Annotated in this window: 19 protein-coding genes and 1 pseudogene; 11 read left to right on the top strand and 9 right to left on the bottom strand. The window is 71.8% G+C overall.

Annotation, left to right across the window (positions count from 1 at the left end; genetic code table 11):
* Positions 1 to 100: 100 nt before the first annotated feature.
* The gene (locus AB0J71_RS12150; protein ID WP_364414031.1) at positions 101 to 1138 is read left to right on the top strand and encodes a polyprenyl synthetase family protein; all 1038 of its coding nucleotides are present in this window, start codon (positions 101 to 103) and stop codon (positions 1136 to 1138) included.
* 80 nt (positions 1139 to 1218) lie between these two features.
* On the opposite strand, the gene AB0J71_RS12145 is transcribed toward AB0J71_RS12150, so the two are convergent.
* From AB0J71_RS12145 to AB0J71_RS12135, 3 genes are all read right to left on the bottom strand, one after another.
* Complete coding sequence (locus tag AB0J71_RS12145) at positions 1219 to 2148, bottom strand: aldo/keto reductase (protein WP_364414029.1); 930 nt, start codon at positions 2146 to 2148, stop codon at positions 1219 to 1221.
* A 78-nt stretch (positions 2149 to 2226) separates the two neighbouring features.
* Entirely contained in the window at positions 2227 to 3732 is a 1506-nt protein-coding gene (locus AB0J71_RS12140) for an MFS transporter (RefSeq protein ID WP_364414027.1), read from the bottom strand.
* On the bottom strand, positions 3732 to 4304 hold the full coding sequence (locus AB0J71_RS12135) for a TetR/AcrR family transcriptional regulator (RefSeq protein ID WP_352328357.1): 573 nt from the start codon (positions 4302 to 4304) through the stop codon (positions 3732 to 3734). Before AB0J71_RS12135 ends, AB0J71_RS12140 begins: the two co-directional genes overlap by 1 nt.
* Before the next feature lie 120 nt (positions 4305 to 4424).
* Between AB0J71_RS12135 and AB0J71_RS12130 the strand changes: the two genes are divergently transcribed.
* Positions 4425 to 4970, top strand: a complete 546-nt coding sequence (locus AB0J71_RS12130; RefSeq protein WP_352328356.1) for a TetR/AcrR family transcriptional regulator — start codon at positions 4425 to 4427, stop codon at positions 4968 to 4970.
* Here the strand turns inward: AB0J71_RS12130 and AB0J71_RS12125 are convergent.
* The 3 genes from AB0J71_RS12125 to AB0J71_RS12115 all read right to left on the bottom strand — a co-directional run bounded on the left by AB0J71_RS12125 (position 4908) and on the right by AB0J71_RS12115 (position 8537).
* Positions 4908 to 6389, bottom strand: a complete 1482-nt coding sequence (locus AB0J71_RS12125; protein WP_364414025.1) for a wax ester/triacylglycerol synthase family O-acyltransferase — start codon at positions 6387 to 6389, stop codon at positions 4908 to 4910. The genes AB0J71_RS12130 and AB0J71_RS12125 overlap by 63 nt on opposite strands.
* A 182-nt stretch (positions 6390 to 6571) precedes the next feature.
* Positions 6572 to 7645, bottom strand: a complete 1074-nt coding sequence (locus AB0J71_RS12120; protein ID WP_352328354.1) for a sulfite oxidase — start codon at positions 7643 to 7645, stop codon at positions 6572 to 6574.
* A 172-nt stretch (positions 7646 to 7817) separates the two neighbouring features.
* Positions 7818 to 8537 (bottom strand): hypothetical protein, encoded by a 720-nt coding sequence (locus AB0J71_RS12115; protein ID WP_364414023.1) that lies wholly within the window; start codon positions 8535 to 8537, stop codon positions 7818 to 7820.
* Positions 8538 to 9076: 539 nt separating this feature from the next.
* On the opposite strand from AB0J71_RS12115, the gene AB0J71_RS12110 reads away from it, so the two are divergent.
* Entirely contained in the window at positions 9077 to 9754 is a 678-nt protein-coding gene (locus AB0J71_RS12110; protein WP_364414021.1) for a hypothetical protein, read from the top strand.
* 577 nt (positions 9755 to 10331) lie between these two features.
* On the opposite strand, the gene polX is transcribed toward AB0J71_RS12110, so the two are convergent.
* Positions 10332 to 12011 (bottom strand): DNA polymerase/3'-5' exonuclease PolX, encoded by a 1680-nt coding sequence (gene polX, locus AB0J71_RS12105; protein WP_364414019.1) that lies wholly within the window; start codon positions 12009 to 12011, stop codon positions 10332 to 10334.
* Between the two features lie 38 nt (positions 12012 to 12049).
* Complete coding sequence (locus AB0J71_RS12100; protein ID WP_352327326.1) at positions 12050 to 12481, bottom strand: aldo/keto reductase; 432 nt, start codon at positions 12479 to 12481, stop codon at positions 12050 to 12052.
* A 19-nt stretch (positions 12482 to 12500) separates the two neighbouring features.
* Here AB0J71_RS12100 and AB0J71_RS12095 point away from each other — a divergent pair, with 19 nt between their 5' ends.
* From AB0J71_RS12095 to AB0J71_RS12080, 4 genes and pseudogenes are all read left to right on the top strand, one after another.
* Positions 12501 to 14021 (top strand): recombinase family protein, encoded by a 1521-nt coding sequence (locus AB0J71_RS12095; protein ID WP_364414017.1) that lies wholly within the window; start codon positions 12501 to 12503, stop codon positions 14019 to 14021.
* A gap of 605 nt (positions 14022 to 14626) precedes the next feature.
* Positions 14627 to 15292: pseudogene (locus AB0J71_RS12090) on the top strand (replication initiator); the annotation flags it as partial.
* A gap of 29 nt (positions 15293 to 15321) precedes the next feature.
* Entirely contained in the window at positions 15322 to 15459 is a 138-nt protein-coding gene (locus tag AB0J71_RS12085) for a hypothetical protein (protein WP_364414225.1), read from the top strand.
* 450 nt (positions 15460 to 15909) lie between these two features.
* Positions 15910 to 16266 (top strand): helix-turn-helix transcriptional regulator, encoded by a 357-nt coding sequence (locus tag AB0J71_RS12080; protein WP_352327328.1) that lies wholly within the window; start codon positions 15910 to 15912, stop codon positions 16264 to 16266.
* Between the two features lie 361 nt (positions 16267 to 16627).
* Here AB0J71_RS12080 and AB0J71_RS12075 read toward each other — a convergent pair whose 3' ends face one another.
* A complete protein-coding gene (locus AB0J71_RS12075; protein ID WP_364414015.1) occupies positions 16628 to 17212 on the bottom strand; it encodes an aldo/keto reductase in 585 nt (194 codons plus the stop codon).
* 213 nt (positions 17213 to 17425) lie between these two features.
* On the opposite strand from AB0J71_RS12075, the gene AB0J71_RS12070 reads away from it, so the two are divergent.
* The 4 genes from AB0J71_RS12070 to AB0J71_RS12055 all read left to right on the top strand — a co-directional run bounded on the left by AB0J71_RS12070 (position 17426) and on the right by AB0J71_RS12055 (position 23110).
* Entirely contained in the window at positions 17426 to 18556 is a 1131-nt protein-coding gene (locus AB0J71_RS12070) for a histidine kinase (protein WP_352327330.1), read from the top strand.
* Between the two features lie 127 nt (positions 18557 to 18683).
* Entirely contained in the window at positions 18684 to 21239 is a 2556-nt protein-coding gene (gene lanKC / locus AB0J71_RS12065) for a class III lanthionine synthetase LanKC (RefSeq protein WP_352327331.1), read from the top strand.
* A 5-nt stretch (positions 21240 to 21244) separates the two neighbouring features.
* Complete coding sequence (locus AB0J71_RS12060; RefSeq protein ID WP_352327332.1) at positions 21245 to 21376, top strand: SapB/AmfS family lanthipeptide; 132 nt, start codon at positions 21245 to 21247, stop codon at positions 21374 to 21376.
* Between the two features lie 69 nt (positions 21377 to 21445).
* Positions 21446 to 23110 carry an ABC transporter ATP-binding protein gene (locus tag AB0J71_RS12055; RefSeq protein WP_364414013.1) on the top strand — a complete coding sequence of 555 codons (1665 nt, stop codon included), beginning with the start codon at positions 21446 to 21448 and terminating at the stop codon, positions 23108 to 23110.
* The last annotated feature ends 123 nt before the right edge of the window (positions 23111 to 23233 follow it).

Below are 23233 nucleotides of genomic sequence, written 5' to 3'. Positions count from 1 at the left end.
CTTCGCTGACGGCCTGCCCCTCATCCGACCTGGGCGCTTGCCCGCGGGACGGTGCGGTCTTCCGGGCAGGCTCAAGATCGTACTTGGGGGTGGAGCGGCGATGGATCCCGGCCGGCCGGCGGCACGACGCGACGACGACGTGATCGCGCGCTGCCGTTCCCTGCTCGAACCCGCCCTCCGCGAGGCCGTCGCCGAGTTGCAGCCGTGGGGCGCCCGGATGGCCTCCTTCGCCCTCGGCTGGCCCGACGTCGGCGACGGCGCCGACCCGGTCACACCGGGCAATTCCGGTAACGGCGGCAAGATCCTCCGGCCCGCCATCGCCATGCTCAGCGCCGAGGCCGTCGGCGGCACCGCCGAGCAGGCGCTGCCCGGCGCGGTCGCGGTCGAGCTCGTGCACGCCTTCTCGCTCGTGCACGACGACATCATCGACCGCGACGAGCGGCGCAGGCACCGGGACGCGCTCTGGAAGGCGTACGGCGTCGGCCCGGCGGTGCTGGCCGGGGACTCCCTGCTGGCGCTGGCCGTCAGCCGCCTGAGCGGCCGGGGCGAGGCGATGCACCACCTGTCGGCGGCCCTCACGGAGCTGGTGCGGGGGCAGACGGCCGACATGACGTTCGAGACCCGCCCGTGGACCGGTCCAGAGGAGGTCACCGTGGCGGAGTACACGCGGATGGCCTCGGGCAAGACGGGCAGCCTGCTGGCCGCCGCGGCGGCGGTGGGCACGGCGCTCGGCGGTGCGCCCGCGCTGTCCGACCGCATGTGGGAGATGGGTCTCGACCTCGGGATCGCCTTCCAGATCGCCGACGACGTCCTCGGCATCTGGGGAGATCCGCGGGTGACCGGCAAGCCCGTGCACAGCGACCTGCGGCGCGACAAGAAGACCCTGCCCGTGCTGGCCGCGCTCGCGGCCGGCGGGCCCGCCGCCGAGGAGCTGGCCACGGTGCTGGCGAAGGGCGCGGGGGACGAGGAGACCGCGCGGCGGGCCGCCCGCCTGGTCGAGGAGGCGGGCGGCCGGGCCCTGGCCGAGGAGGTGGCCGCCGGTCACCTGTCGGCGGCGCTGGCCGTCATGGACGAGCACCTGCCCCGCGCCGCCGCCCTGCGCGCCCTGTGCGTCTCGGTCACCAACCGCAGCCACTGACCCGGCCCATGCCCGGCCCATGCCCGGCCCATGCCCGGCGCGGGCCCGGCGCGGGCCCGGGGGGCGTCAGGGGCGGGGCGTCAGGGGCGGGAGGCCTCCTCGAGGAGGACCAGCTCCTCCTCGCTCAGCTCCAGCTCCGCCGCCGCCAGCAGCGGCTTGAGCTGGCGGGGGTCGCGCGCGCTGGCGATCGGCGCGGTGACCGTGGGCTGGGCGGCCAGCCAGGCCAGCGCCACGGAGGCGGGCTCGGCGCCGCGCTCGGCCGCCACCTTCAGCAGCCCTTCGAGCGTCCTGCGCCCGTGCTCGGTCTCCAGGTACTCGGCCGCCTTCCCGGCCCGCGGGCTGTCGACCGTGACGCCCGGCTGGTACTTGCCGGTCAGGAACCCGCGGGCCAGCCCGAAGTACGGCGTGCTCGACAGGCCGGCCGAGGCCACCACGTCCCGCAGCTCGCCCTCGTACCCCCGGTCGACCAGGTTGTACGGCTGCTGCAGTGCCACGTACGCGGCCAGCCCCTCGTCCCGGGAGATCCGCAGGGCCTCGGCCAGCCGGGCCGGGCCGTAGTTGGACGCGCCGATCTGGCGCACCTTGCCCTCCTTGACCAGGGCGTCGAAGGCGGCCAGCGACTCCACCAGGGGCGTGTCGTGGTCGTCCACGTGCGCCCAGTACAGGTCGATGTAGTCGGTGCGCAGGCGGCGCAGCGAGTCCTCGACGGCCGTCCGGATGGTGGCCGGGGCCAGCCCTTCGAGCCCCTCCAGCATGCCGACCTTGGTGGCCACCACCACCGAGTCCCGGTTGCCGCGGGCGGCCATCCACTCGCCGATGATCAGCTCGGACGTGGATTCGCCGGTCACCCAGTGGGGGTAGACGTCGGCCGTGTCGATGAAGTTGCCGCCGCCCTCGACGTAGGCGTCGAGCACCGCGAACGAAGTCTCCTTGTCCGCGGTCCAGCCGAAGACGTTGGTGCCGAGCGATATCGGGAACACGGACAGGTCCGTCGTGCCTATTGATCTCATGCGGCCATTATCCGCACCGCCGGCGGGCAGGCACGGACGGCGCCCCGGTCACGTCCGTGCCTGGTCGCGGACGTGCGGTCAGTGCTCCACGGAGGCCAGGTCGAGGGCGCGCGGGGTGAGCAGCCAGACCACCAGCGCGCCGGCCAGCATCAGCGCCGCCCCCGCGCCCGAGGTCAGCGCCAGCGAGTCGGTGAAGGCCGCCCTGGCCGTCTCCACCAGCCGCGCACCCTGGGCCCCGAGCTCGGCGGCCACGTCGAGCGCGCCGCCCAGCGACTCGCCGGCCGCGTCCGCGCCGGCGCCCGCGTAGTCCAGCCCGTTCCGGTAGACCGCGGCGGCCACGCTGCCCAGCACGGCCACGCCGAGCGCCGCGCCCACCTCGTAGCTGGTCTCCTCGATGGCCGCCGCGCTGCCCGACTTCTCCGGCGGCGAACCGGCCATGATCACCGCGGAGGCGATGGCCAGCGCGCCGTTGCCCGCGCCGATCAGCGCCAGCGCGGCGGCGACCGGCCAGTAGCCCAGCGGCTGCGGCGCCAGGCACACCAGCAGGAACCCCAGCCCCGTCACCGCGAGCCCGCCGGTCAGCACCACCCGGGCGCCGACGCGCTCGGCCAGCACCGGCGCGAGCGGCGAGGCGATCAGCGCGGCCAGCGCGGCCGGCAGCAGCCGCACGCCCGTCTCCAGCGGCGCGTACCCCTGGACGAGCTGCATCCACTGCGCGAGCAGCAGCAGCACGGCGGCCATCGCGATCGACGTGGTCAGCGCCGTCACCACGCCCGCCGAGAACGGCGCGCTGCGGAACAGCCTGATCTCCAGCAGCGGATCGGGCCTGCGCGCGCACCGCACCACGAACCAGCCCAGCGCGACCGCCGCGACCACGGTGGCGGCCAGGCCGGCGGGCGAGGTCAGGCCGTCCTTGCCGAACGTCTTGACCGCGTACAGCAGCGCGGCCATGCCCGCCATCGACAGGACGGTACCCAGCGCGTCCCACCGGCCCGGCCGGGGGTTGCGCGTCTCGGGCAGCAGCAGCAGCCCGGCGACGACGGCCGCCGCCATGACAGGCACGTTCACCAGGAAAGCCGACTGCCAGGAGAAGTGCTCCAGCAGGAACCCGCCCAGGATCGGGCCGAGCGCCGCGCCCATCGCCGCCATCGCCGACCAGACGCCGAGCGCCCTGGCCCGCTCGCCCGGATCGGTGAACAGGTTCCGGATCATCGACAACGTGGACGGCATGATCATCGCACCGCCCACCCCGAGCAGCGCCCGTACGGCGATCACCTCGGCGGCCGAGCCGGCCAGCAGCACCGCCGTCGAGGCCACCCCGAACACGGTGAACCCGGCCAGCAGCATGCGCTTGCGCCCCCACCGGTCGCCGAGCGCGCTCGCCGTGACCAGCAGCCCGGACAGCACCAGCGAGTACGCGTCGACCATCCACAGCAGCTCGACCGACGTCGGCCGCAGGTCCTCGGTGATCGCGGGCAGGGCGACGTTCAGCACGGTCATGTCCATGACCACGAGCAGCACGCTGGCCGACAGCACGGCCAGGCCCGCCCACCGCCGGCGCGCCGACAGGCCGGTGGCCGTCATCACGACCACCCCCCTGCGCCCGCACCGGCCAGGAACGTCTCCCGCAGCAGCCTGGCGACGTCCCGGCGGGCGACGTCGCCGCGGCGCAGGCTCTCCCGGACGGCCACCAGCAGGCCGTAGACCGTGTTGCTGATCCAGCGGGGAGGCAGGTCGGCGCGCAGCAGCCCGGCCCGCTGGGCGGCGGCGAAGAGCACGATCTCGCGCTCCTCCAGCTCCTCCGCGCGGCGCAGCAGCTCCGGGTGCACGGCCATCGCGTGGTCGGTGAGGCCGAATCCGTACTCGTCGGCCACCTCGATCCACCCCTCCAGCAGGATCTCCAGGGCCCGGCGCAGCTCGCCCGGGTCCCCGGAGGCGGCGGCGGCCGGCACGTCCGCGCGCACCTGGAGGTCGTGCCACCGGTCGTGCGCGCGGTGGCCGAGCGCCGTCATCAGCTCCTCCCGGCTGCTGAACTGCCGGTGGAGCGTGGCCCTGCTGATCCCCACCGCCTCGGCGAGCTGGGCCATCGAGGCGGCCGGATGCTCGTTGAGGTGCTGGATCGCCGCGGTCATGATCTGCTCCCGGCTCACCACCATGAGACAACTCCGTCAAATATGAGACATTTACGTCTCAATCCTACCCTCCGGCCGGAGGGCAGCAGGCTCTCGCCCCGGCGGGATGGCGATGAAGCCGCAGGTGGCGCTAGGGTGCGAGCTGTGTCGATCGGTGACGCGCGCACGCGCATCCTGGACGCGGCCGAGGAACTGTTCGCGGGCAGCGGCTACGAAGCCACTCCGACCGCGGTGATCGCCAGGCTCGCGAGAGTCCCCAAAGGGCTGATCTTCCACTACTTCCCGCGGAAGATCGACGTGCTGGTCGCCCTCGTCGACGAGCGCACGCTGGTCGAGGAGGGCCGTGAGGTCGAAGCCGTGCCCGGCGACCCGGCCGGCACGCTGGCCCGGCTGGCACGCGGGCTGCCGCTGCGGGCCTCACCGGCGATGCGGCGCATCCTGTTCCGCGAGGCCGACACGCACGGCTCGGTCAAGGAGCGGCTCGGCAGGCTCAACGGCGAGCTGATCAGCAGGGCCAGGTTCGCGCTGGAGCTGGCGCTGCCCGGCGCCCGCGGCGACGCGGCCCGCCTGGAGGTGGCCGCGGCGACGTTCGCCGCCGTGCTGCTCTACCAGGAGAACCTGTGCCAGCTAACCGGTCACCAGATCGACCCCGACGCCGTCGCCGAACTCATCGCCCACGCCCTCGGCTAGCAGCTCGTCGAGGGCGTCGCGCAGGTGGCCGAGCAGGCCCCACACGTCGTCCACGCGCTCGGGGCAGGCCACGATGCCGAAGTCGAGCATGCCGTCGTAGGAGAAGCAGGTGATGTTCACGCCGCCGGACAGGTCGGTCAGCACCGACAGCGGGTAGTAGGCCAGCACCCGGCCGCCGCACATGTAGAGCGGGAACTGCGGGCCCGGCACGTTGCTGATGATCAGGTTGATCGGCGGGAACGCCGTCCCGGCCAGCCGGAAGATCGCCGGGGTGGCCAGGCTGGTGACCGGCGCGGGCAGCAGCGAGCACAGCTCGCCGAGCCAGCTCGCCGGCGCGACGGCGAAGCGCCGCTTGGCCCTGCTCATGGTCTCGCCGACCGCCCGCAGCCGTTCCCCGGCGTCGGGTACGTTCGTCGGCATCGGCGCCACCATGGCCGAGATCTGGTTCCCGACCACGTCCGCGGCCCCGCCCGTACGCACCGACACCGGCACGGCCACCACCAGCGGCTCGGCGGGCAGCGCGTCCCGTTCGTCCAGCCACGACCGCAGCGCCGAGGCGCACAGCGCCATCACCACGTCGTTGACGCTGATGCCGTTGGCCTTGGCGACCTTCTTGACCTCCTTCAGCGGCACCGACCCGAACGACAGCTCGCGCCGCGCGCTGATCGGCCCGTTGAACGGCGTGCGCGGCGCGGTCAGCCCCGGCAGCTCGGGGCGCTGCTTCTGGTCGCCGGTCACCAGCCGGGCGGCCCTGGCGATCGCCTGCGCGCCGGGCAGCGCGCCGGCCAGCGGGATCGCGTCGAGGTCGCCCGCGGCCCTGACCACCGAGCGGGCGGCGCGCACCGGATGGGTGAGCGAGCGCACGGCGGCCCCGGCCAGCATCTCCACCAGGCCCGGCGGGTCCTGCCGGTGCGGCGCCGGGCGCGGCCCGGGCTCCCGCACGCCCTCCGGAGTCAGGTCGAGCAAGGTCGCCAGGGTCTCCGCGCCCGACACGCCGTCGATGGCCGCGTGGTGCACCTTCGTGTAGACCGCGACCCGGCCGCCCGCCAGCCCCTTGATCAGGTGCATCTCCCACAGCGGACGCGACCGGTCGAGCCGGCGCTCGTGGATCGCGGCCACCGCCCCGGCCAGCGCGGCGTCGTCGCCGGGCGCCGCCAGCGTCGTCTCGAACAGGTGGTTGGCCAGGTCGAAGTCCGGGTCGGCGCACCAGTAGGGACGGTCGAGCCCGAACGGCACCTCGACCAGACGCAGGCTGAGCGCGGGGGAGAGATGGACGCGGTCCAGCAGCAGCTCGGCCAGCGCGTCCCGGTCCACCGCGCCGCCGGCCGGGTCGAGGACCGCCAGCCCGGCGACGTGCGCCGCGGTGGTCTCGGACTCGACATGGAGGAACTGGGCGTCCAACGGGGTCAGCTGGCGCATCTGCTCTCCCTTCTTCCTTCGTGGCGTTCTTCACTGAGTGCTTCGATGCGTGCTTCGTCTTGTGCGAAAGCCTCGCACGGTGTCATTTCCGTAACGTTTCCGCGAGAGTCTTTCAGATGAAATGCACACCTCCGGACCACTTTCGGATGAACGGCCAGCTCAGCCGTGTTCGTGACACTTATCTATCCGTTGACCACCTGCACCGGATGCCGCACGACCGCGTCGAAGGAGTACCCGAAGGGGTGCTTGGGCGTGCGCAGCGGCTGGGTGGCGCCGGTCTCGTCGGTGGCCCTGGCCATCAGCACGGCGGGCCCGGTGTGCTTCGGCGCCCACTGGACGTGCCACGGCAACCACGCCCCGACCAGGTGCGGGCCGTGATGCTCGGCCGGCTGCCAGGACTGCCCGCCGTCGAAGCTGACCTCGACCGCGACGATCCGCCCGCGCCCCGACCACGACCGGCCGCGCAGCACGTGCGGCCCCGGACGGCCGCGCCAGGCGTGCGGGCCGCGGATCGGCAGCCGGGCGTCCCAGGGCAGCTCGAAGGCGCTCTTCACGGGCTGCGCCGCGACGTCCCGGTAGAAGACGGTGTTCCACGGCGTGAACAGCCTGCTGGTCGAGACCTCGATGTCGCCCAGCCACTTGATGGAGGCGATCCCCACCCATCCCGGCACCACCAGCCGCACCGGGAACCCGTGGTCGGGCGGCAGCGGCCGGCCGTTCATCTCGTACGCCACGAGCACGTCGTGCACCGCCTTGGCGACGGGCAGCGGGCGGCGCACGTGGCCGTGGTCCTCGAAGGGCGCGTCGAGGCCGGTGGGCAGCACGTCCACGGCCTCGGGACGCAGGCCGGCCTCGGCGAGCAGGTGGCGCAGCGGCACGCCGCGCCACCTCGCCACCCCGACGGCCCCCAGGCCCCACTGGGTGCCGGGCGCGGGGTCGCCCTGCTGGGTGCCGTAGAAGGCGCGGCCGTTGCCGGCGCACTCGATGGCCACGTCGTGGGTGCGCGAGGGCATCGACAGCAGCTCGTCGTAGGTGAAGGCGCGCGGCCCGCGCAGCCCGGCGCCGTGCAGGTGGAGCTGCCAGCCGGCGGCGTCGATCAGCGGGGTGGCGGTGTGGTTCCTGACGAAGAAGCGGTCGTTCGGCGTGTGGTAGCCGACCCCGGACATCGCCTCCCACCGCATCTCCGCGTTCCCGTCGTGCACCCGGAACAGGTGGTCGGGCAGCGGCTTGACGATCGTCGCCGCGACTTGCTTCATGGGAGCCACCTCTCGCAAGACGTATTTCCTACCTGGAAACCATTTAATCTCCTCGCGCTGTCTCCGCGTGCGCGTGCTTGCCGAATGCTGTCCCGATCCTGGGACCGTTCCAGCCGTACGAAGACCTACCCAGCGGCACGGGTGCGGCAACCGTGCCTTTCGGGGTGGTTCGTCAGCGCGTCCGGACGAGGGCGGAGAACGGCTCGCCGGCGTTGAGCCTGGTCACCAGGCCGAGCAGCGCGGCACGGCCGCCGTTCTCGCCCAGCCAGCGGCTCACCCGGCAGGCCGACCTGGCGTACGTGGCGGGGTCCGCGCTCGCCGTGCGCAGCCACTCCTCCAGCGTCACCGGCAGCGGCCCGGACGGCGCCACCAGGCAGCGGTCCGGCGCGGACTCCGACGCGGACTCCGGGGCCAGGTAGCGGGGGTCGCCGGAGACCACCACCGCCAGCCCCTCGTCGAACCACTGGGGCACCTCGGCGGAGGAGGCGAGCCTGGCGTGCAACTCGACATGGGACATCTCGTGGGAGGCGATCACCGGGTCGAGGCCGCGCGGCGAGAGCATGACCGACCGGTTGAGCACCGCGACGCCGCGCTCCTGGCCGCCGCCGATGCGCCGGTAGCACGCCTCGGTCAGGCAGACCAGCAGGTCGGGGGAGCTGCGGCGGTCGCCGTAGAAGGCGGTGACCCGGCGGGCGGCCTGGTCGGCCACCTCGCCGGCTCGTGCGCGCTGGGCGGGGGTCAGGCCGTCCTCGACGTGCACCCCCGGGCTCAGCTCGGTCAGGCCGTAGCAGCCGGGGCAGGTGGTGGCGGCCAGCGAGGGGTAGGCCAGGGCGACCCCGCCGACAGCGGCGAACACCAGCCCGACCAGCGCGCCGACGACAACCTTCCGCACCCGCCGTCTCCTACGCCCCGTCCTGAGGTGCGGCGCGGACGCCCCGACAGGACCGCCCGGCACCCCGACGGCGGGACCGTTGCTGGAACCAGCGGCGGTGGGATCGTTGCTGGAGTCAACGGCGGCGGCGGGATCCTTGCTGGAATCAGGCGCGGCGGCGGGAGGGGCGGCTGGATCTCGGGGTGTCCCGGCGGCGGAGTCGACGGGCCTGGGCACAGAGGCCGGGTCCGGGGCTACGGGGCGCGGGGGCTGGTTGTCCTCCATCGGCGTCCAAGCTAGCGAAGCAGAAGAATCTACGCGCACACCCGCCAACGGCCGGGCGCTGTCCCGCCACCGGCCGCCCCCTGTCCCCTTCCACCGGACGGGTGCTGCGCAGACTGGCCGGGACCGGCTATCCGGCGCACGGGCCGCAGAAGGGCTCCTGTGCGGGTCGTCTGCCGAGACGGCCCTGCGCTGCGCCATCTGTCGTGCACCAGGCCGTGTTTCAGAACCTTGTCGCGCGTGCCGGACTGTCAGTACACGGACCTACGCTCTTCCCCATGTCGATCTCCGCCATCCCCGCGTCCCTGTCCTATGCCGAAGCCGATGCCCGCCTGGGCGGCACGTTGTCCGCCGTGTTCGAGGGTGCGGGAGCGTCGCCCGGCTACCGTGAGGTGCTGTTCTTCGACGGCGACCTCACCCTCGACGGGGATTTCCTGGATGCCGTCAAGCAACTGCGCGGCGGCGACGTCGAGTTGATCGTGGTCACCGGCGACCTGAAGGTCAACGGCCCGATCGCGCTCTACGAGGACCGGCCCAGCCTGTACGTCGGCGGTCACACCGAGGCGGAGACCCTGGAGGGCGGCGAAGCGGAGATCTGCATCCACGACGGCGCCTTCACCCACCTGGTCTACGGCTGGTACAACCACGGCTCTCTGCGGACCGGGACCGTCGACACCCCTTGGGTGATCGACTACGACCACGCCATGGACGTGTACGCCCCCGGCGGGCGCTGGGTGAACAATTACGACGACGATGACGACGATGCCGAATTCGCCGTCGGGGACGGCATCGTCGAGGCGTTCGTGCCCGAGGTCGTCGACGCGGAGGGCCGCTGCCTGGACGTCGACGAATTCCTGGAGCGGCTGCGGGCCGGGCTGCCGGTCCTGCGGCCCGGAGCCCGGCCGGCGGCCGAGTCGGCGAGTGACGGCGTCGTCCGGGCGCGCCTGACCGACTGACGCCATCCAGGTACGGCGGCCAGCCAGGGGAGGGGCTGCACACACCGTCTGCGGGGGGGTCGTGCGCGCACTGCCTGTGGGGGGGCCGTGGGCACGGGGTCCGTGGGAGGGGCCTGTGTGCGCGTCGGGAGGCACCCGCGTACGCCCTCCGCGGGTGGGGCCTGCTGCCTGCGGGGTTCATGTGCACGTAGGCCGGGCGGGCGTCAGAAGGGTCTGGGGCGTCGCCCGCGCGGCGGAGTCGTGAGCGTGTTGTCCGTCGGAGGGGGGCGCTGCGTGGCGCTCGGCCGGGCGCCGGGTGTGTGCGTCGGCCCGCATTTCAAGGAGCAGGGCGGCTCCAATGTTGCGGCAAATATCCCGGTTTGGGTGTTAAGTACTGATTTGGGAGAAGGAAGTCTGGTGGATGCCCGCTCCTGGAGAAGGGCCGCGACCATCTGCGGCGGATGCCCCCGTCGAGGCTCGGGTGCGGCCCGCGCTGGGTGCGGGCCGCGCCCGACCGGCACCTCTGGCGGGCCGCGCCCGACCGCCACTTCTGTGTGGGCCGCGCCCGTCTCCCGCCCCGACCCGGGACGGGGGAGGGTCAGCGGCCGAGGAAGGCCAGGAGGCGGTCGAGGGGCCAGGTGTTGATGACGTCGTCGCCCGTCAGCCAGGCCCGCTGCGCGATCCCGACCCCGAACCGCTGGTGGGCCAGGTGGGGGATCGCGTGCGAGTCGCTGTCGATGGAGAACTTCACCCCGTGGTGCTTGGCCAGCCGCACCAGGTCGGCCGGCAGGTCGGAGCGGTCGGGGTAGGAGTCGATCTCCATCGCGGTGCCCGTACGGGCGGCCGCCCGGAAGACGGCGTCCCAGTCGGCGTCGACCGGCGGGCGCTTGCCGATCTTCCGGGTGGTCGGATGGCCGATGATGTCCACATACGGGTTCTCGCAGGCGGTGATGAACCGGCGGGTCATCTCCTCCCGCGACATGCCGAAGTGCGAGTGGACGGAGGCCACGCACACGTCGAACTCGCGCAGCACCTCACCCGGCCAGTCGACCGAACCGTCGGGCGCGATGTTGAGCTCCGACCCGTGCAGGATGCGCATGTGCAGGTACTTCTTCTGCAGCTCGGCCACCCGCCCGCGCTGCTCCAGCGCCTTGTCCAGGGTCATGCGCTGCATGGCCAGGTCGGGCGCGTGGTCGGTGACCGCGTAGTAGGAGTAGCCGCGCGCGGCGCCGGCGGCCACCATGTCCTCCAGGGACGCGATGCCGTCGGTGAGGTCGGTGTGGGTGTGCAGGTCGCCCTTGAGGTCGGCCAGCTCCACCGGCACCGGCAGCTCGCCGCGCAGCGCCGCCTTGACCTCGCCGCCGTCCTCCCGCATGGGCGGTGGCACGAACTGCATGCCGAGCGCCTCGTAGATGTCCTCCTCGGACTCGGCGGCGATCACCCGCTCGCCCTCGAACAGCCCGTACTCCGACAGCTTCCAGCCCTTCTTCACCGCCATCTCCCTGATGGCCACGTTGTGCTCCTTGGAGCCGGTGAAGTACTGCATCGCCGCGCCCCACGACCCGGCCGGGATCAGGCGCAGGTCGACCTGGACGCCGGAGGTCGTGCGGATCGAGGTCTTCTTCTCGCCCGCGGCGATCACGTCGGCGACGTAGGGCTGCGCGCGGAAGTCGGCCATGATCGACTCGGGCGCCACCGCCAGGATGTCGATGTCGCCGATCGTGTCCTTCATCCGCCGCAGCGACCCCGCGTACGCGACCCGCTCGGTCTCGAGCGAGCCGATGACCTGCTCGGCCAGGGCCATCGCGACGCCGATGTGCACCCGGCGGCCCGCCTGCTCAAGCTGCTCGATGCCCTTGAGCAGGTTGGCCAGGGTCTTGGGGCCGAGGCCCTTGACGCCGTCGAGCCGGCCGGAGGTGATGGCCTCGCCCAGCGCCACCGTGGAGTCGATGCCGTAGTCCTCGAACAGCATGATGGCCGTCTTGGGGCCGAGCGTGGGCACCCGGGTGAGCCGCCGCACGCCCTCGGGCACGCGGCCCCGCAGGTCGTCGAGCTGCCGGAAGCTGCCGCGCTGGAGGAACTCCTCCATCTTCTTGGCGATGGCCTCCCCGACGCCGGGGACGCCGCGCACGTCGACCTCCGAGATGTCCTCGGGGAACCCGGCGATCGCCTTGGCCGCCTTCTGGTAGCTCCGCACCCGGAAGGCGTCGCCGCCGCTCAGCGCGAACAGCTCCGCGTATTCCTGCAGCGCCGCCGCCGCCTCCTCATTAGCCCGCATGCCCCTACCTTAGGATCTCCGGCCGACAATCCCGGTGCTCAGAACTTGACCTCCCGCGGCCGGTACGGCTCGGCCAGGAACGCCAGCTCCTTGTCCGACAGCTCCACCCCGACGGCCGCCACGGCGTCGTCCACGTGGCCGTCCTTGGTGGCCCCGACGATCGGCGCGGTGACGCCCGGCTGGTGCAGCAGCCAGGCCAGGGCGATCTGGGCCGGCGGCAGCTCCCGCTCGGCGGCGAGCTGGGCGACCCGGTCGAGGATGCGCCGGTCGTTGTCGGGGTCGTACAGGAAGTCGATGCGCGCGTCGGAGCCGGTCCTGGCGGTCGCGGAGGCCGCCGGGCCGGCCGCGCCCGCCCTGGCCAGCACGCCGCGCGCGAGCGGGCTCCACGGGATCACGCCCACGCCCTGGTCGGCGCAGAGGGGCAGCATCTCGCGCTCCTCCTCGCGGTAGAGCAGGTTATAGCTCTGCATTTCATGCAAGATGTTGCCCATGAGCCAGACAGCACCCCCCATCCCTGTCGTCTCCTACGCTCGCATCTCGGCCGACTGCAAGGGCGACGAACACGGGGTACGGGACCAGCACAAGGTCAACTCTGAGACCGCCGCGAGGTACGGATGGACGGTCGTCCACGAGTTCACCGACAACGACAAGTCGGCGGCGAAGGCGGACGTCGTGCGCGGCGACTTCGAGGCCATGCTGAAGGCACTGAAGGCGGGCAAGCTCCCCGACGGGAAACCGGTCTCGGGCATCGTGGTCCTCGCCGACGATCGGCTGACCCGCCGTCCGGGTGACTACGAACGCTTCGTGGAGGCGTTCACGCACCACGACGGGCGCGTGTTCGCCGACGCCCGGGGCACCAAGAACCTGTACAGCGAGGACGTGGAGAGCATGGGCCTGTTCGGGGCCGTCATCTCCAAGATGGAGGTCCGCAAGATGCAGCGCCGTAGGCGCCGCTCCCATCGGGCTCGAGCAGAGGAGGGCAGGCCGTCAGGCGGGCCACGCCCCTTCGGTTGGAAGCTCGACCGGCTGACCCTCGACAAGGACGAGGCCGATCTCCTGCGGCAGGCGGCGGCCGACTTTCTCACTGGGCGCTCCCTGCACTCGATCGTCAGGGAGTGGCAGGACAAGGGCATCAGGACCTCGCTCGGTAACGACTGGAGCGTGCGGTCCTTGAAGGTCGCGCTACTGAATCCGCGTATCTGTGGCTGGCGCGAGCTGGACGGGGAACTCGTCCGGGACGCGAGCGGCGAACCCGTGCAAGGCCAGTGGGCTCCGATCATCACCGGCGACGAGTGGAAGGCGATCCGGGTTGTGTTCGGGGCACGCAAGGGGCACTTCATCGGGAGGGACGGGAAGATCGGCAAGCGGCATCCCAGCGACTACCGGGACCCGACCTATCTCCTGTCGGGCATCCTGCGCTGTGGCAACACGCTGCCGGACGGCAACCTCTGCAACACGCCCTTGAGGGTCAACCGGGGCAAGGACGCACCTCACCACGTATACACGTGCCTGAGCAAGGCCGAGGGAGGTTGCGGGGGCGTCTCCAGGCGCGGCGACATGGTGGACCTCTTCGTCTCCGAGGCGGTCCTGGCGAAGCTCGAAGAGGGCGCGCTGGTCGACGCGTCGGACAGTGGGGAGTGGGACAAGGAGGAACTGCTCCAGGACTCCATCAGCCGCCTGGACGAGCTGACCAGGCAGTGGCAGGCGAAGGCGATCGGTAACGAGCTGTTCTTCTCGCTCGCGCCCGGCTTGGAAAAGGAGATCGCCGACTATCGCACGGAGAAGACCAAGCACGACGCGTCCGCCCAGCTCCGGCAGGCACGAAAGGCGACCGACGTCGAGAAGATCCGGAAGCGGTGGTACCGGCTTGAGGACGAGGGCGGTCTGCCGATCTCGACGAAACGCACGTACATTCGCGAGGCGCTGCACGCTGTGATCATGTACCCCGCCGGCAAGGGAAACAAGAAGTTCGATCCGGGCAAGCTCGACCCTATTTGGCGGGAAAACTGATTTGGGACGTCCGAGACGTCTTTCTGTTCGCGAATGGGGACCGTCCTTACTTTCAGGCTACGGCCCCTTTCTTTTGTAGAGGAATGGCTGCACATGGCTGGACGTCTGTGGACTCTGGCGGACTCCATCGGACGTCTTGTGACATATCCTTGCGTTCCCGTGTGGAACCGCTGGCCTGCATGAAGTCGTTGTACGAGTGGTACTACTGGTGCCACAGACGGTCACCGAACACGGCCGACGGCAGGGACGGCGAGGACCGGAACGCGACCAGCGCAGGCATGACAAAGCGGGCAATCCGCATAGTGCCGTCCGGTATATAAGAAGTCGCGCAAAAACAGAAAACACTCCAATAACTCTCGCTCTTACCTGAACCGTGCTCCTGGGCGGTGGCTTCCCTCCGAGGAGAGGAGTCCCCCTGACACCTTTGTTCGCACAAGCCCAGGAGTGGGGCAAGCGCAAGGCCGCCGAGTCTCCCCGGTGGCATCCCGACAAGTGGCGGCGCGTTGCCGCCGTATTCCATCTGGAGTTCGCCGAGGACGCGGCCGTGCCTCATGTGACAGGGAGAGACGCCGCGTGAGTGACCTCCCCTCCCCCTGTCATCTGACATGCTGGCCGCCGTCCAACGTGCGGCCATGCCCGACTTCGCCCGCTGGCAACGCATGGTCTACGCCACGGGTGGTTGTGCCCAACCGATCCGGCTGCACGGCGAGAGATACACCCTGGACAGCCGGACGGGTGAGGTGCTCGACGTGTACCGGACCACCGACGAGCCCACCGGTTTCCTGCTCACCGCGTGCGGAAACCGGCGCGTGTCCAGATGTCCGGCCTGTTCGGCGGTCTACAAGGACGACACGTACCACCTGATCATCACCGGCCTGCGTGGCGGCAAAGGTGTCCCTGAGGAGGTCGGCCTTCATCCCCGCGCGTTCGTCACCTTCACTGCGCCGTCCTTCGGTGCGGTCCATGCCCACCGCCAGAACGCCGGCCGTACTCTGCCCTGTCGTCCACGACGGGACCGCCCTGTCTGCGCGCACGGACGACCGGAAGGTTGCGGGTTGCGGCATGAGCGCGACGATTCCCAGGTCGGGCAGCCGTTGTGCGTGGACTGCTACGACCATGTCGGAGCCGTTCTCTGGAACGCGCACGCGGGAGCACTCTGGCGGGAGTTCACCAGAACCATGCCGAGCGTCCTCGCCCGCCTGCTCGGCCTCACCCGGAAGGAACTGCGCCGGACGGCCCGCCTCTCCTACGCCAAGGTCGGCGCGAGTACCAGGCGCGCGGCCTGGTCCACTTCCATGCGGTGGTCAGACTTGACGGACCGGACGGCCCCGCCGACCCGCGTCGTGATCTCCAGCATGGAGCACAGTCCGATGACGACACGGGTGTTCGGATCGCTGATGACCGGTCGCACGGGCGTAGTGATTTGCGTCATGCGTGACGGCCGCTTCGCCCTCGTCCGACTCGACGGGCCGAAGCCTGATCTGCCGCAGGGGACAAGACGCTGGATGATCCACTGGGATGACCTCACCGAGCTTTCGCGGCCGTACGGCGAGTCAGGGACCAGGAAACGGGACCTGGAAGGGCGATCGCATCATCCAGGTGTGCCCTAATCGCCTTAGAGGGCGCTCCATAACACGCCCGATGCTCTCTGTAAAGTAAGGTGCGGCCCTCCAGGTAGATGCACCTTACTTACCCCTTGCGGTTCCTTGCGAGAAATGTCGGAGACGCCACTTACCCTCGCACCATGGTTTCCGTCCGGTCCCACTTGCGGCGTCTCAGGAGCGGCAAGATCGTTCGGGTTAGAGCCCACACGCGACGCGGTTCCGCCGCTGCCGCTCCCGCACCTGCCGTCGGTTCCGACGCCGGCTGGTCTGGTGTGCTCTCACTGGTGCTGCTGTTGCTTGTCCTCGGGCTGCTGTCCGGCGGAGTCGCGGCCTTTCTGAACTCTTCGCCGGTCGCCTCCGAGACGAGCAAGAAGTCGCAGTCGGCAACCCCCAGGCCGTCCAAGCTCCCAGTGGGTCCTGAAGGAAGGCTGGCCGCGCAGCTTCGTGACGCGCGCGAGAAAATCGGCCTTTCGCAGAATGAGGCCGGCGCCCAGGCGGGGATCGCTCAAGCGACGATCAACGACTTCGAGCGTGCGCTGGCCGTTCCGAGCGCCCAAAGCCTGGAGGCGCTTTCCTCCGTCTACAAGCTCTCGTTCGACGAGTGGACGAGGCTTGAGATCACCCGCTCAGAGATTCGCTAGCAGATCGACAGGTGGTGCGGTGGGCCAGGGCTGAGGAACGAAGTCCTGGACCGTCGATCGCCCCCGGCCCGGACCGCAGCTCAGCCTGGTTCTGGCGATCGTGAGGGCGGTCCGAAGTGGGGCGTCTCGGCCCTTACGCCTGACTGCGGGCGGCTTGGCCGCTCCCGCTGGGACCGGCCCCCAGGCCGCACGCCCGGCGGGGAGGGCGGCCGTCCTGCCGCCCGCGCGGCGGCGCGCAGCGCCGACGCCTTGACTCTGTAGAGAAAGTTGTCGCCGTCGAGGCCCTTGCCGATCAGGAATGGACTCACGCGCTCGGCTCTGTAGCGGCAAAGGTGCAGCTCAAACGGTTGACGAAGCTTGATCAAGCAGCTAGAGCGAGCCTGCTCCTCATCCTGCATGAAGTGAAGTGCTTGTTGTAGTGGTTCTGCAACGAGACGAACCGCGTCCAGCCGTTGGCCTCGGCGACGTGCTGGGCCTTGGCGAACTGCCAGGCCCACATCGTGGACGCGCCGATGTAGCGGGCCCGCCCCGACCTGACCACCTCGTGCAGCGCCTCCATGGTCTCCTCGATGGGCGTCTCGTCGTCCCACCGGTGGATCTGGTACAGATCCACGTAGTCGGTGCCGAGCCGGGCGAGCGAGGCGTCGACGGCCGCGAGGATGTGCTTGCGCGACAGGCCGCCGTCGTTGGCGCCCCGGCCCATCGGGAAGTAGACCTTGGTGGCCAGCACGTAGTCCTCGCGGCGGGGGAAGGTCCGGCGCAGCACGGCGCCGGTGACGACCTCGCTCTGGCCGCGGCTGTAGATGTCGGCGGTGTCGAAGAACGTCACGCCCGCGTCGGCGGCCCGCCGGATGATTGGTTCGGCCTGTTCCTCCGGCAGTGCCCATTCCTGCCGGGCCGGATCGCCGTAGCTCATCATCCCCAAACAGATGCGAGAAACTTTCATACCCGTGGTGCCAAGTCGCATGTAATCCATACCGACACCCTATGACTGATATGAACTGCCTAACCCCTTGTGGGGTGGGAAGTCAGCGTGTCCGGAAGCGGCCTCGGTCTTTACACAAGGTCGCCGTGTCAGGTCGATTAGAGGAACGAGGGAGCGGTGAGCGCACTCGCCACGCGTACTGTCCCGTCACGTCAACCGCATGCGGGGGGTGAGGTGGACGCCACACGCCGTGGCCCGGCGCCCCGATTACGTTCCAGGGCGCACGTCCTGACGTCCCCCGGCTGGGCCGGCGGGCTCGGCCTGGCGGCCGGGGGCGTCGGGCTGGTGATCCCGGTGCAGGCCGGGCTGGCCGGGTCGGGGCTGGTGGTCGAGGGGTCGGTGGCGCTGGCCGTCCTGCTCACGCTGCACGTCAGGTTCGTCCTGGAGGAGCCCGTGCGCCGCGCCGGCTCGTGGTGGCTGGTGGCCGTCCAGGCGTGGCTGACGTACGTGCCGCTCGCGGTGCTCGGGCCGGCCTGGACGCCGGTGTGCGGGCTGCTGGCCGGCGCGCTGCTCGTGGTCGCGTCCCGGATCAGGTCGGTCGTGCTGGTGGTGCTGGCGCTGGCGTGCGGGCCGGTGCTGCTGGCCGCGCCGGGCTCCTGGCGGGTCGAGCCGGTGTGGGCGCTGGTCACCCCCTTGATCGGCGTGGTGGAGTTCGCGCTGCTGAGCCTGCTGGCCCGGGTGCGCCGGCTGTCGGGGGCCCGTACCGACGTCATGCGCCAGGCCGTGACGCTGGAACGCCGCCGCTTCACCCGCGACCTGCACGACCTGGTCGGGCACCGGCTGACCGTCCTGACGCTGAAGGCGCAGCTCATCCAGCGCCTGGTGGCCGAGGGCGACGAGAAGGCCCGGCAGGAGGTGGGGGAGACGCTCGAACTCCTGCGCGACCTGTCGGCCGACGTCCGGGCCGTCGCGCACGGCCGGCTGCGCAGCTCCTCCCTGGCGGCCGAGCTGGGCTCGGCGCGGGCGCTGCTGGAGTCGGCGCGGGTGCGCTGCCAGATCAGGGTGGCCTGCCGTGACCTGCACCCCGACGTGGAGGAGGCCCTCACCCACGTGCTGCGCGAGGGGGTGACGAACGTGCTGCGGCACGCCGAGGCCGGGCAGTGCTGGATCCAGCTCATGGAACGCGACAATGTGGTCCGCCTGACCATCAGGAACGACGGCGTACGCCCGCCGCGCCGGCCGGGAGACGCCGGTCAGGGCCTGCTCAACCTGGCCGAACGCGTCTCGGCGCTGGGCGGCTGGCTGGAGGCGTCCACGTCGCGCAGCGGGGAATTCTCGTTCAGCGTTTATGCCCCGCGCAGATAATTACCATTTGTGAAAAACGCATCAATGCACATTTCATAGCCATATATGGCGCATGTTGCGTGTTACTAGTCCGACCCGGCGCGGGTGCGGCAAGCTTCAAGCACACCGCCTCGGAGGGCCGCGCCAAATGGACAAGTACGAGCTCTACTGCCTTGTGGACCAGTGTTTCTACGACACTCCCGACCACAGCACGGCGGCGGACGTCGACTTCGCCCACCTGCGCCGGCCCGTCCCCGACGGCTGGGCCCACGACCTCAGCGACACCTGGGCGTACTACATGCCCACCGGCGAGGCGCCCCTGCCGGCCCAGGGCTGGAAGATCCACGTGTCGGCCCGCGTCGAGGACGCCGAGAAGGTCGTCGACACCGTGTGGGACTACTGCGTGCCCCGCGGGGTCGCCTTCAAGTTCCTGCGCGGCCCGGCGGTGCTGGTCATGGTCAACTCCAAGGCCGCCTCCCGGGCCTCCAGCGGCAAGCTGGTCACCATCTACCCCCGGGACGAGGGGCAGCTCGAACTCGTGCTCAAGGAGCTCGACGAGCTGCTGCGCGGCGTCGAGGGGCCGTACATCCTGAGCGACCTGCGCTACGGCGACGGGCCGATGTTCGTCCGGTACGGCGGGTTCGCCGAGCGGCACTGCCTGTCCCCGTCCGGGGAGCGGGTGCTGGCCCTGGAGGACGGCGACGGCAAGCTGATCCCCGACGTGCGCGGCGCGACGTTCTCGGTGCCGCCCTGGACGACGCTGCCCGAGTTCCTCGAACCCCACCTGGCCGCGCGCAACGCGGTGACCATGGAAGGGCTGCCGTACCGGATCGAGAGCGTGCTGCACTTCTCCAACGGCGGCGGCGTCTACCTGGCCCGCGACACCCGCACCGACGAGCGGATGGTGCTCAAGGAGGGCAGGCCGCACGCCGGCCTCGACGTGGCCGGCCGGGACGCGGTCGCCAGGCTCGAACACGAGCGCGACATGCTGCGCCGCCTGGCCGGCCTGCCCGCCGCCCCCGAGCTGCGCGACTACTTCACCATCGGCGGCCACCACTTCCTCGTCCAGGAGTTCGTGGACGGCACCCCGCTCCAGCGGCGGCTGGTGCGCCGCTTCCCGCTGACCCGGGCCACCTGCGACGAGCAGGACCTCGCCGACTACACCGCCTGGGCCACCACGACCCTGGAGAGCGTCGAGGAGGCCGTCGAGTCGCTGCACGGACGCGGCGTCGTCTTCGGCGACCTGCACCCCGACAACATCCTGCTCACCGAGGACGGCCGGGTCGTGCTCATCGACTACGAGGTCGCCACCCTCGCCGCGGACCGGGCCAGGGCCGCGCTGGCGCATCCCGCCTTCGCCGCCCCCCGCGACCGCCACGGCGTCGAGGTCGACCGGTACGCGCTGGCCTGCCTGCGCTTCGCCCTGTTCGCCCCGCAGTGCACGATCATGCTGCCGATCCACCGGCCGAAGATCCTCCAGCTCGCGCGGATCGTCAAGGAGACCTTCCCCGTCCCCGGTGCCTTCATGGACACCGCCGCCGCGACCATCGCGGGTGACCAGGCCGTGGAGACCCCCGTGCCGATGCCGGGGACGGCCACCTGGGCCGAGCTGCGGGAGGCGATGTGCCGGGCCATCCGGGCCAGCGCGACCCCCGAGCGCGACGACCGCCTCTTCCCCGGCGACGTCGCCCAGTTCAAGCCCGGCGGCGGCCTCAACGTGGCGACCGGCGCGGCCGGCGTGCTGCTCGCCCTGTCGGCCACCGGCCTCGGGCCCTTCCCCGAGTACGAGACCTGGCTGCGCGAGCGCGCCCTGCGCCCCGCCGCCGGCTCCGGCATCGGCCTGTACGACGGCCTGCACGGCATCGCCCACGTCCTCGACCGGCTCGGACACCGCCAGGACGCGCTCGACGTCGTCGACATCGCCCTGCGCGAGCAGTGGGACCGCCTGGAGACGGCCCTGTTCTCCGGCCTGCCCGGCATCGGGCTGAACCTCCTGCGCCTCGGCCGGACCGAGCCCGCCCTGACCGGGCACGCCATGCGCGCGGTGGACATCTGCGCCGACCGCCTCGGCGGCCCCGAGGACGTGCCCGAGATCAGCGGCGGCAGCAACCCCAGAGCCGGCCTGATGTACGGCTCGTCCGGCTCCGCCCTGCTCTTCCTGCACGCCTACGAGCACACCGGCGACCGGGCGCTGCTCGACCTGGCCGAGATCGCGCTCAGGCAGGACCTGCGGCGCTGCCGGGCCTCGGAGGACGGCTCGCTCCAGGTGAACCAGGGCTGGCGGATGCTGCCCTACCTGGACGAGGGCTCCGTGGGCATCGCCATGGTGCTCGGACGTTTTCTCGCGCACCGCGACGACGACGAACTCGCCGCCGAGCTCGACCGGCTCAAGCTGGTCGCCCGCTCCGGGTTCTTCGTCCAGCCGGGGCTGTTCACCGGCCGCGCGGGCATCATCGCGGCACTCGCCGGAGATCCGGTGGCCCGCGAGCTGATCAAGGGGTTGACCTGGCACGCCATGCCGTACGGCGGCGGCCTGGCCTTCCCCGGCGACGGGCTGCTGCGCCTGTCCATGGATTTCGCGACCGGTACGGCCGGCGTGCTGTTCGCCCTCGGGGCGGTGCTGGGAGACCAGCCGGCACGCCTGCCGTTCCTGGAGGCCGCACCAGAGCGGCCTGCGCACGATCAACCGCGGAAGGAGGTGTAAAGAACATGGTTCTTCTCGACCTGCAGGGTCTGGAGGCTCCCGCGGCCAGCGACGTGGCCAGCGGCGGCAGCTCGCTCACTGCTCTCACGTGTCACTCGGGTCACCCGAGCAACCTCAGTGTCGCTCTCTGCCACTGATAGCTGACAGGGTCCCCGCGCCGTTTCGTGGTGGCGCGGGGACCTCCCGAGTCCGAAGGAGGCCGGCAGGTGGGACCGGGAGACCGCCTGGTGACGGACGCCGTACGGCGCTGCGGCCCGTGGCCCGCCGTGCTGGCGCTCACCGCCGTCGCCGGCGCGGCCGGTGAGCTGGCCGTCCCGTTCCTCGTCGGCCGCACGCTCGACCTGCTCCTCGCCCGCTCGCCGGCGGCCGCCGCCGCCCTGGCGCTGTGCGCGGGCGTGGTCGCCGTGGTGGTGCTCTGCGAGAGCCTCGGCGGCTGGGCCAGAGGGGCGAGCAGCGCGTACGCGGCCGCCCGGCTGCGGCTCGGCGTGCTGCGGCACGTGCTCGGCGTCGGCCGGGCCGCCACCCGGCGCTTCCCCGAGGGCGACCTCGTCACCCGGGCCGGGCTGAACGCCGAGGAGGCCGGACGGGCCCCCGAGACGGTCACCGGCGCCCTGGCCCTGCTGGTGCCGACCGCCGGCGCGCTGGTCGCGCTCACCCTCATCCATCCGCTGCTGACCCTCACGCTCGGGGCCGGCATCGTCCTCATCGTGTTCGTCCTGCGCGCCTTCCTGCGCGCCACGACCGTCATCTCCGGCGGCTACCAGGAGGTCCAGGGCGAGATCGCGGCCCGCCTCGTGGACGCCCTCGACGGCGCCCGCACCATCGCCGCCGCCGGGACCGCCGGCCAGGAGGCCCGGCGGGTGCTGGCGCCCCTGCCCCGGCTGCGCGCGCACGGCATGGCCCTGTGGCGGGCGAACGCCTCCGCCGGGGTCCGGTCGGGGCTGATGATCCCGCTGCTGGAGGTCGCCGTGCTGGCCGCCGGGGGGTTCATGCTGGCCGCCGGGCGGCTCACCGTCGGCGACCTGTACGCCGCCGCCCGCTACGCCGCCCTCGGCGCCGCACTCAGCACCTCGCTCGGTTACGTCGGCGGCCTGGCCAGGGCACGGGCCGCCGCCGCCCGCGTCGCCGACGTCCTCACCCTGCCCCCGGTCCGCCACGGCGCCCGCGCGCTGCCGCCCGGCCCCGGCACGGTCGAGTTCCGCGACGTCGCCGCCGACGGGCTCACCGTGGGCGACCTGACGATCCCCGGCGGCACCGTCACCGCCGTGGTGGGACGGTCGGGCTCGGGCAAGTCCCTGCTGGCCGCTCTCGCCGGCCGCCTGACCGACCCGGAACGCGGGGACGTGCTGCTCGACGGCGTCCCGTTACGGGAGCTGACCCGCGACGGCCTGCGCTCGGCCATCGGCTACGCCTTCGAGCGGCCGGTCATGGTCGGCGAGACCGTCGGCGAGGCCATCAGCGCCGTCCCCGGCTCCCAGGCGGGACGGGAGGCCGCCATGGCGGCGCGCGCCGACGGGTTCGTCCGCCGGCTGCCCGCCGGTTACGACACGCCGCTGGCCGAGACCCCCATGTCCGGCGGCGAGCGGCAGCGGCTCGGCCTGGCCAGGGCGTTCGCGCGGGGGGATCGGCTGCTGGTGCTCGACGACGCCACCTCCAGCCTGGACACCGTCACCGAACGCGAGGTCAGCCGGGCGCTCACCGGCGACCCCAGGGGCCGCACCCGCCTGATCACCGCCCACCGCCTGGCCACCGCCGCCCGCGCCGACCAGGTCGTCTGGCTGGAGGAGGGCCGGGTGCGCGCCGCCGGCCCGCACGAGGTGCTGTGGCGCGACCCCGCCTACCGGGCCGTCTTCCAGGAGGCCCGCCCATGACCCCCGCGCGCCCTGCCACCGCCCGGCCCATGACCCCCGCCCTCCCCGCGTTCGCCCTCCCGCAGCCCCGCGACCGCCCTGCGCAAGAGCGGAAGAGCCTCGGGTGGCCTCCGACAGTCGCGT

The sequence above is a fragment of the Nonomuraea sp. NPDC049637 genome, assembly GCF_040675235.1.
In the GTDB taxonomy this organism is placed as follows: domain Bacteria; phylum Actinomycetota; class Actinomycetes; order Streptosporangiales; family Streptosporangiaceae; genus Nonomuraea.
Note: the sequence above shows the minus strand (reverse complement) of the source record. Positions and strands in the feature narration are given on the sequence as shown.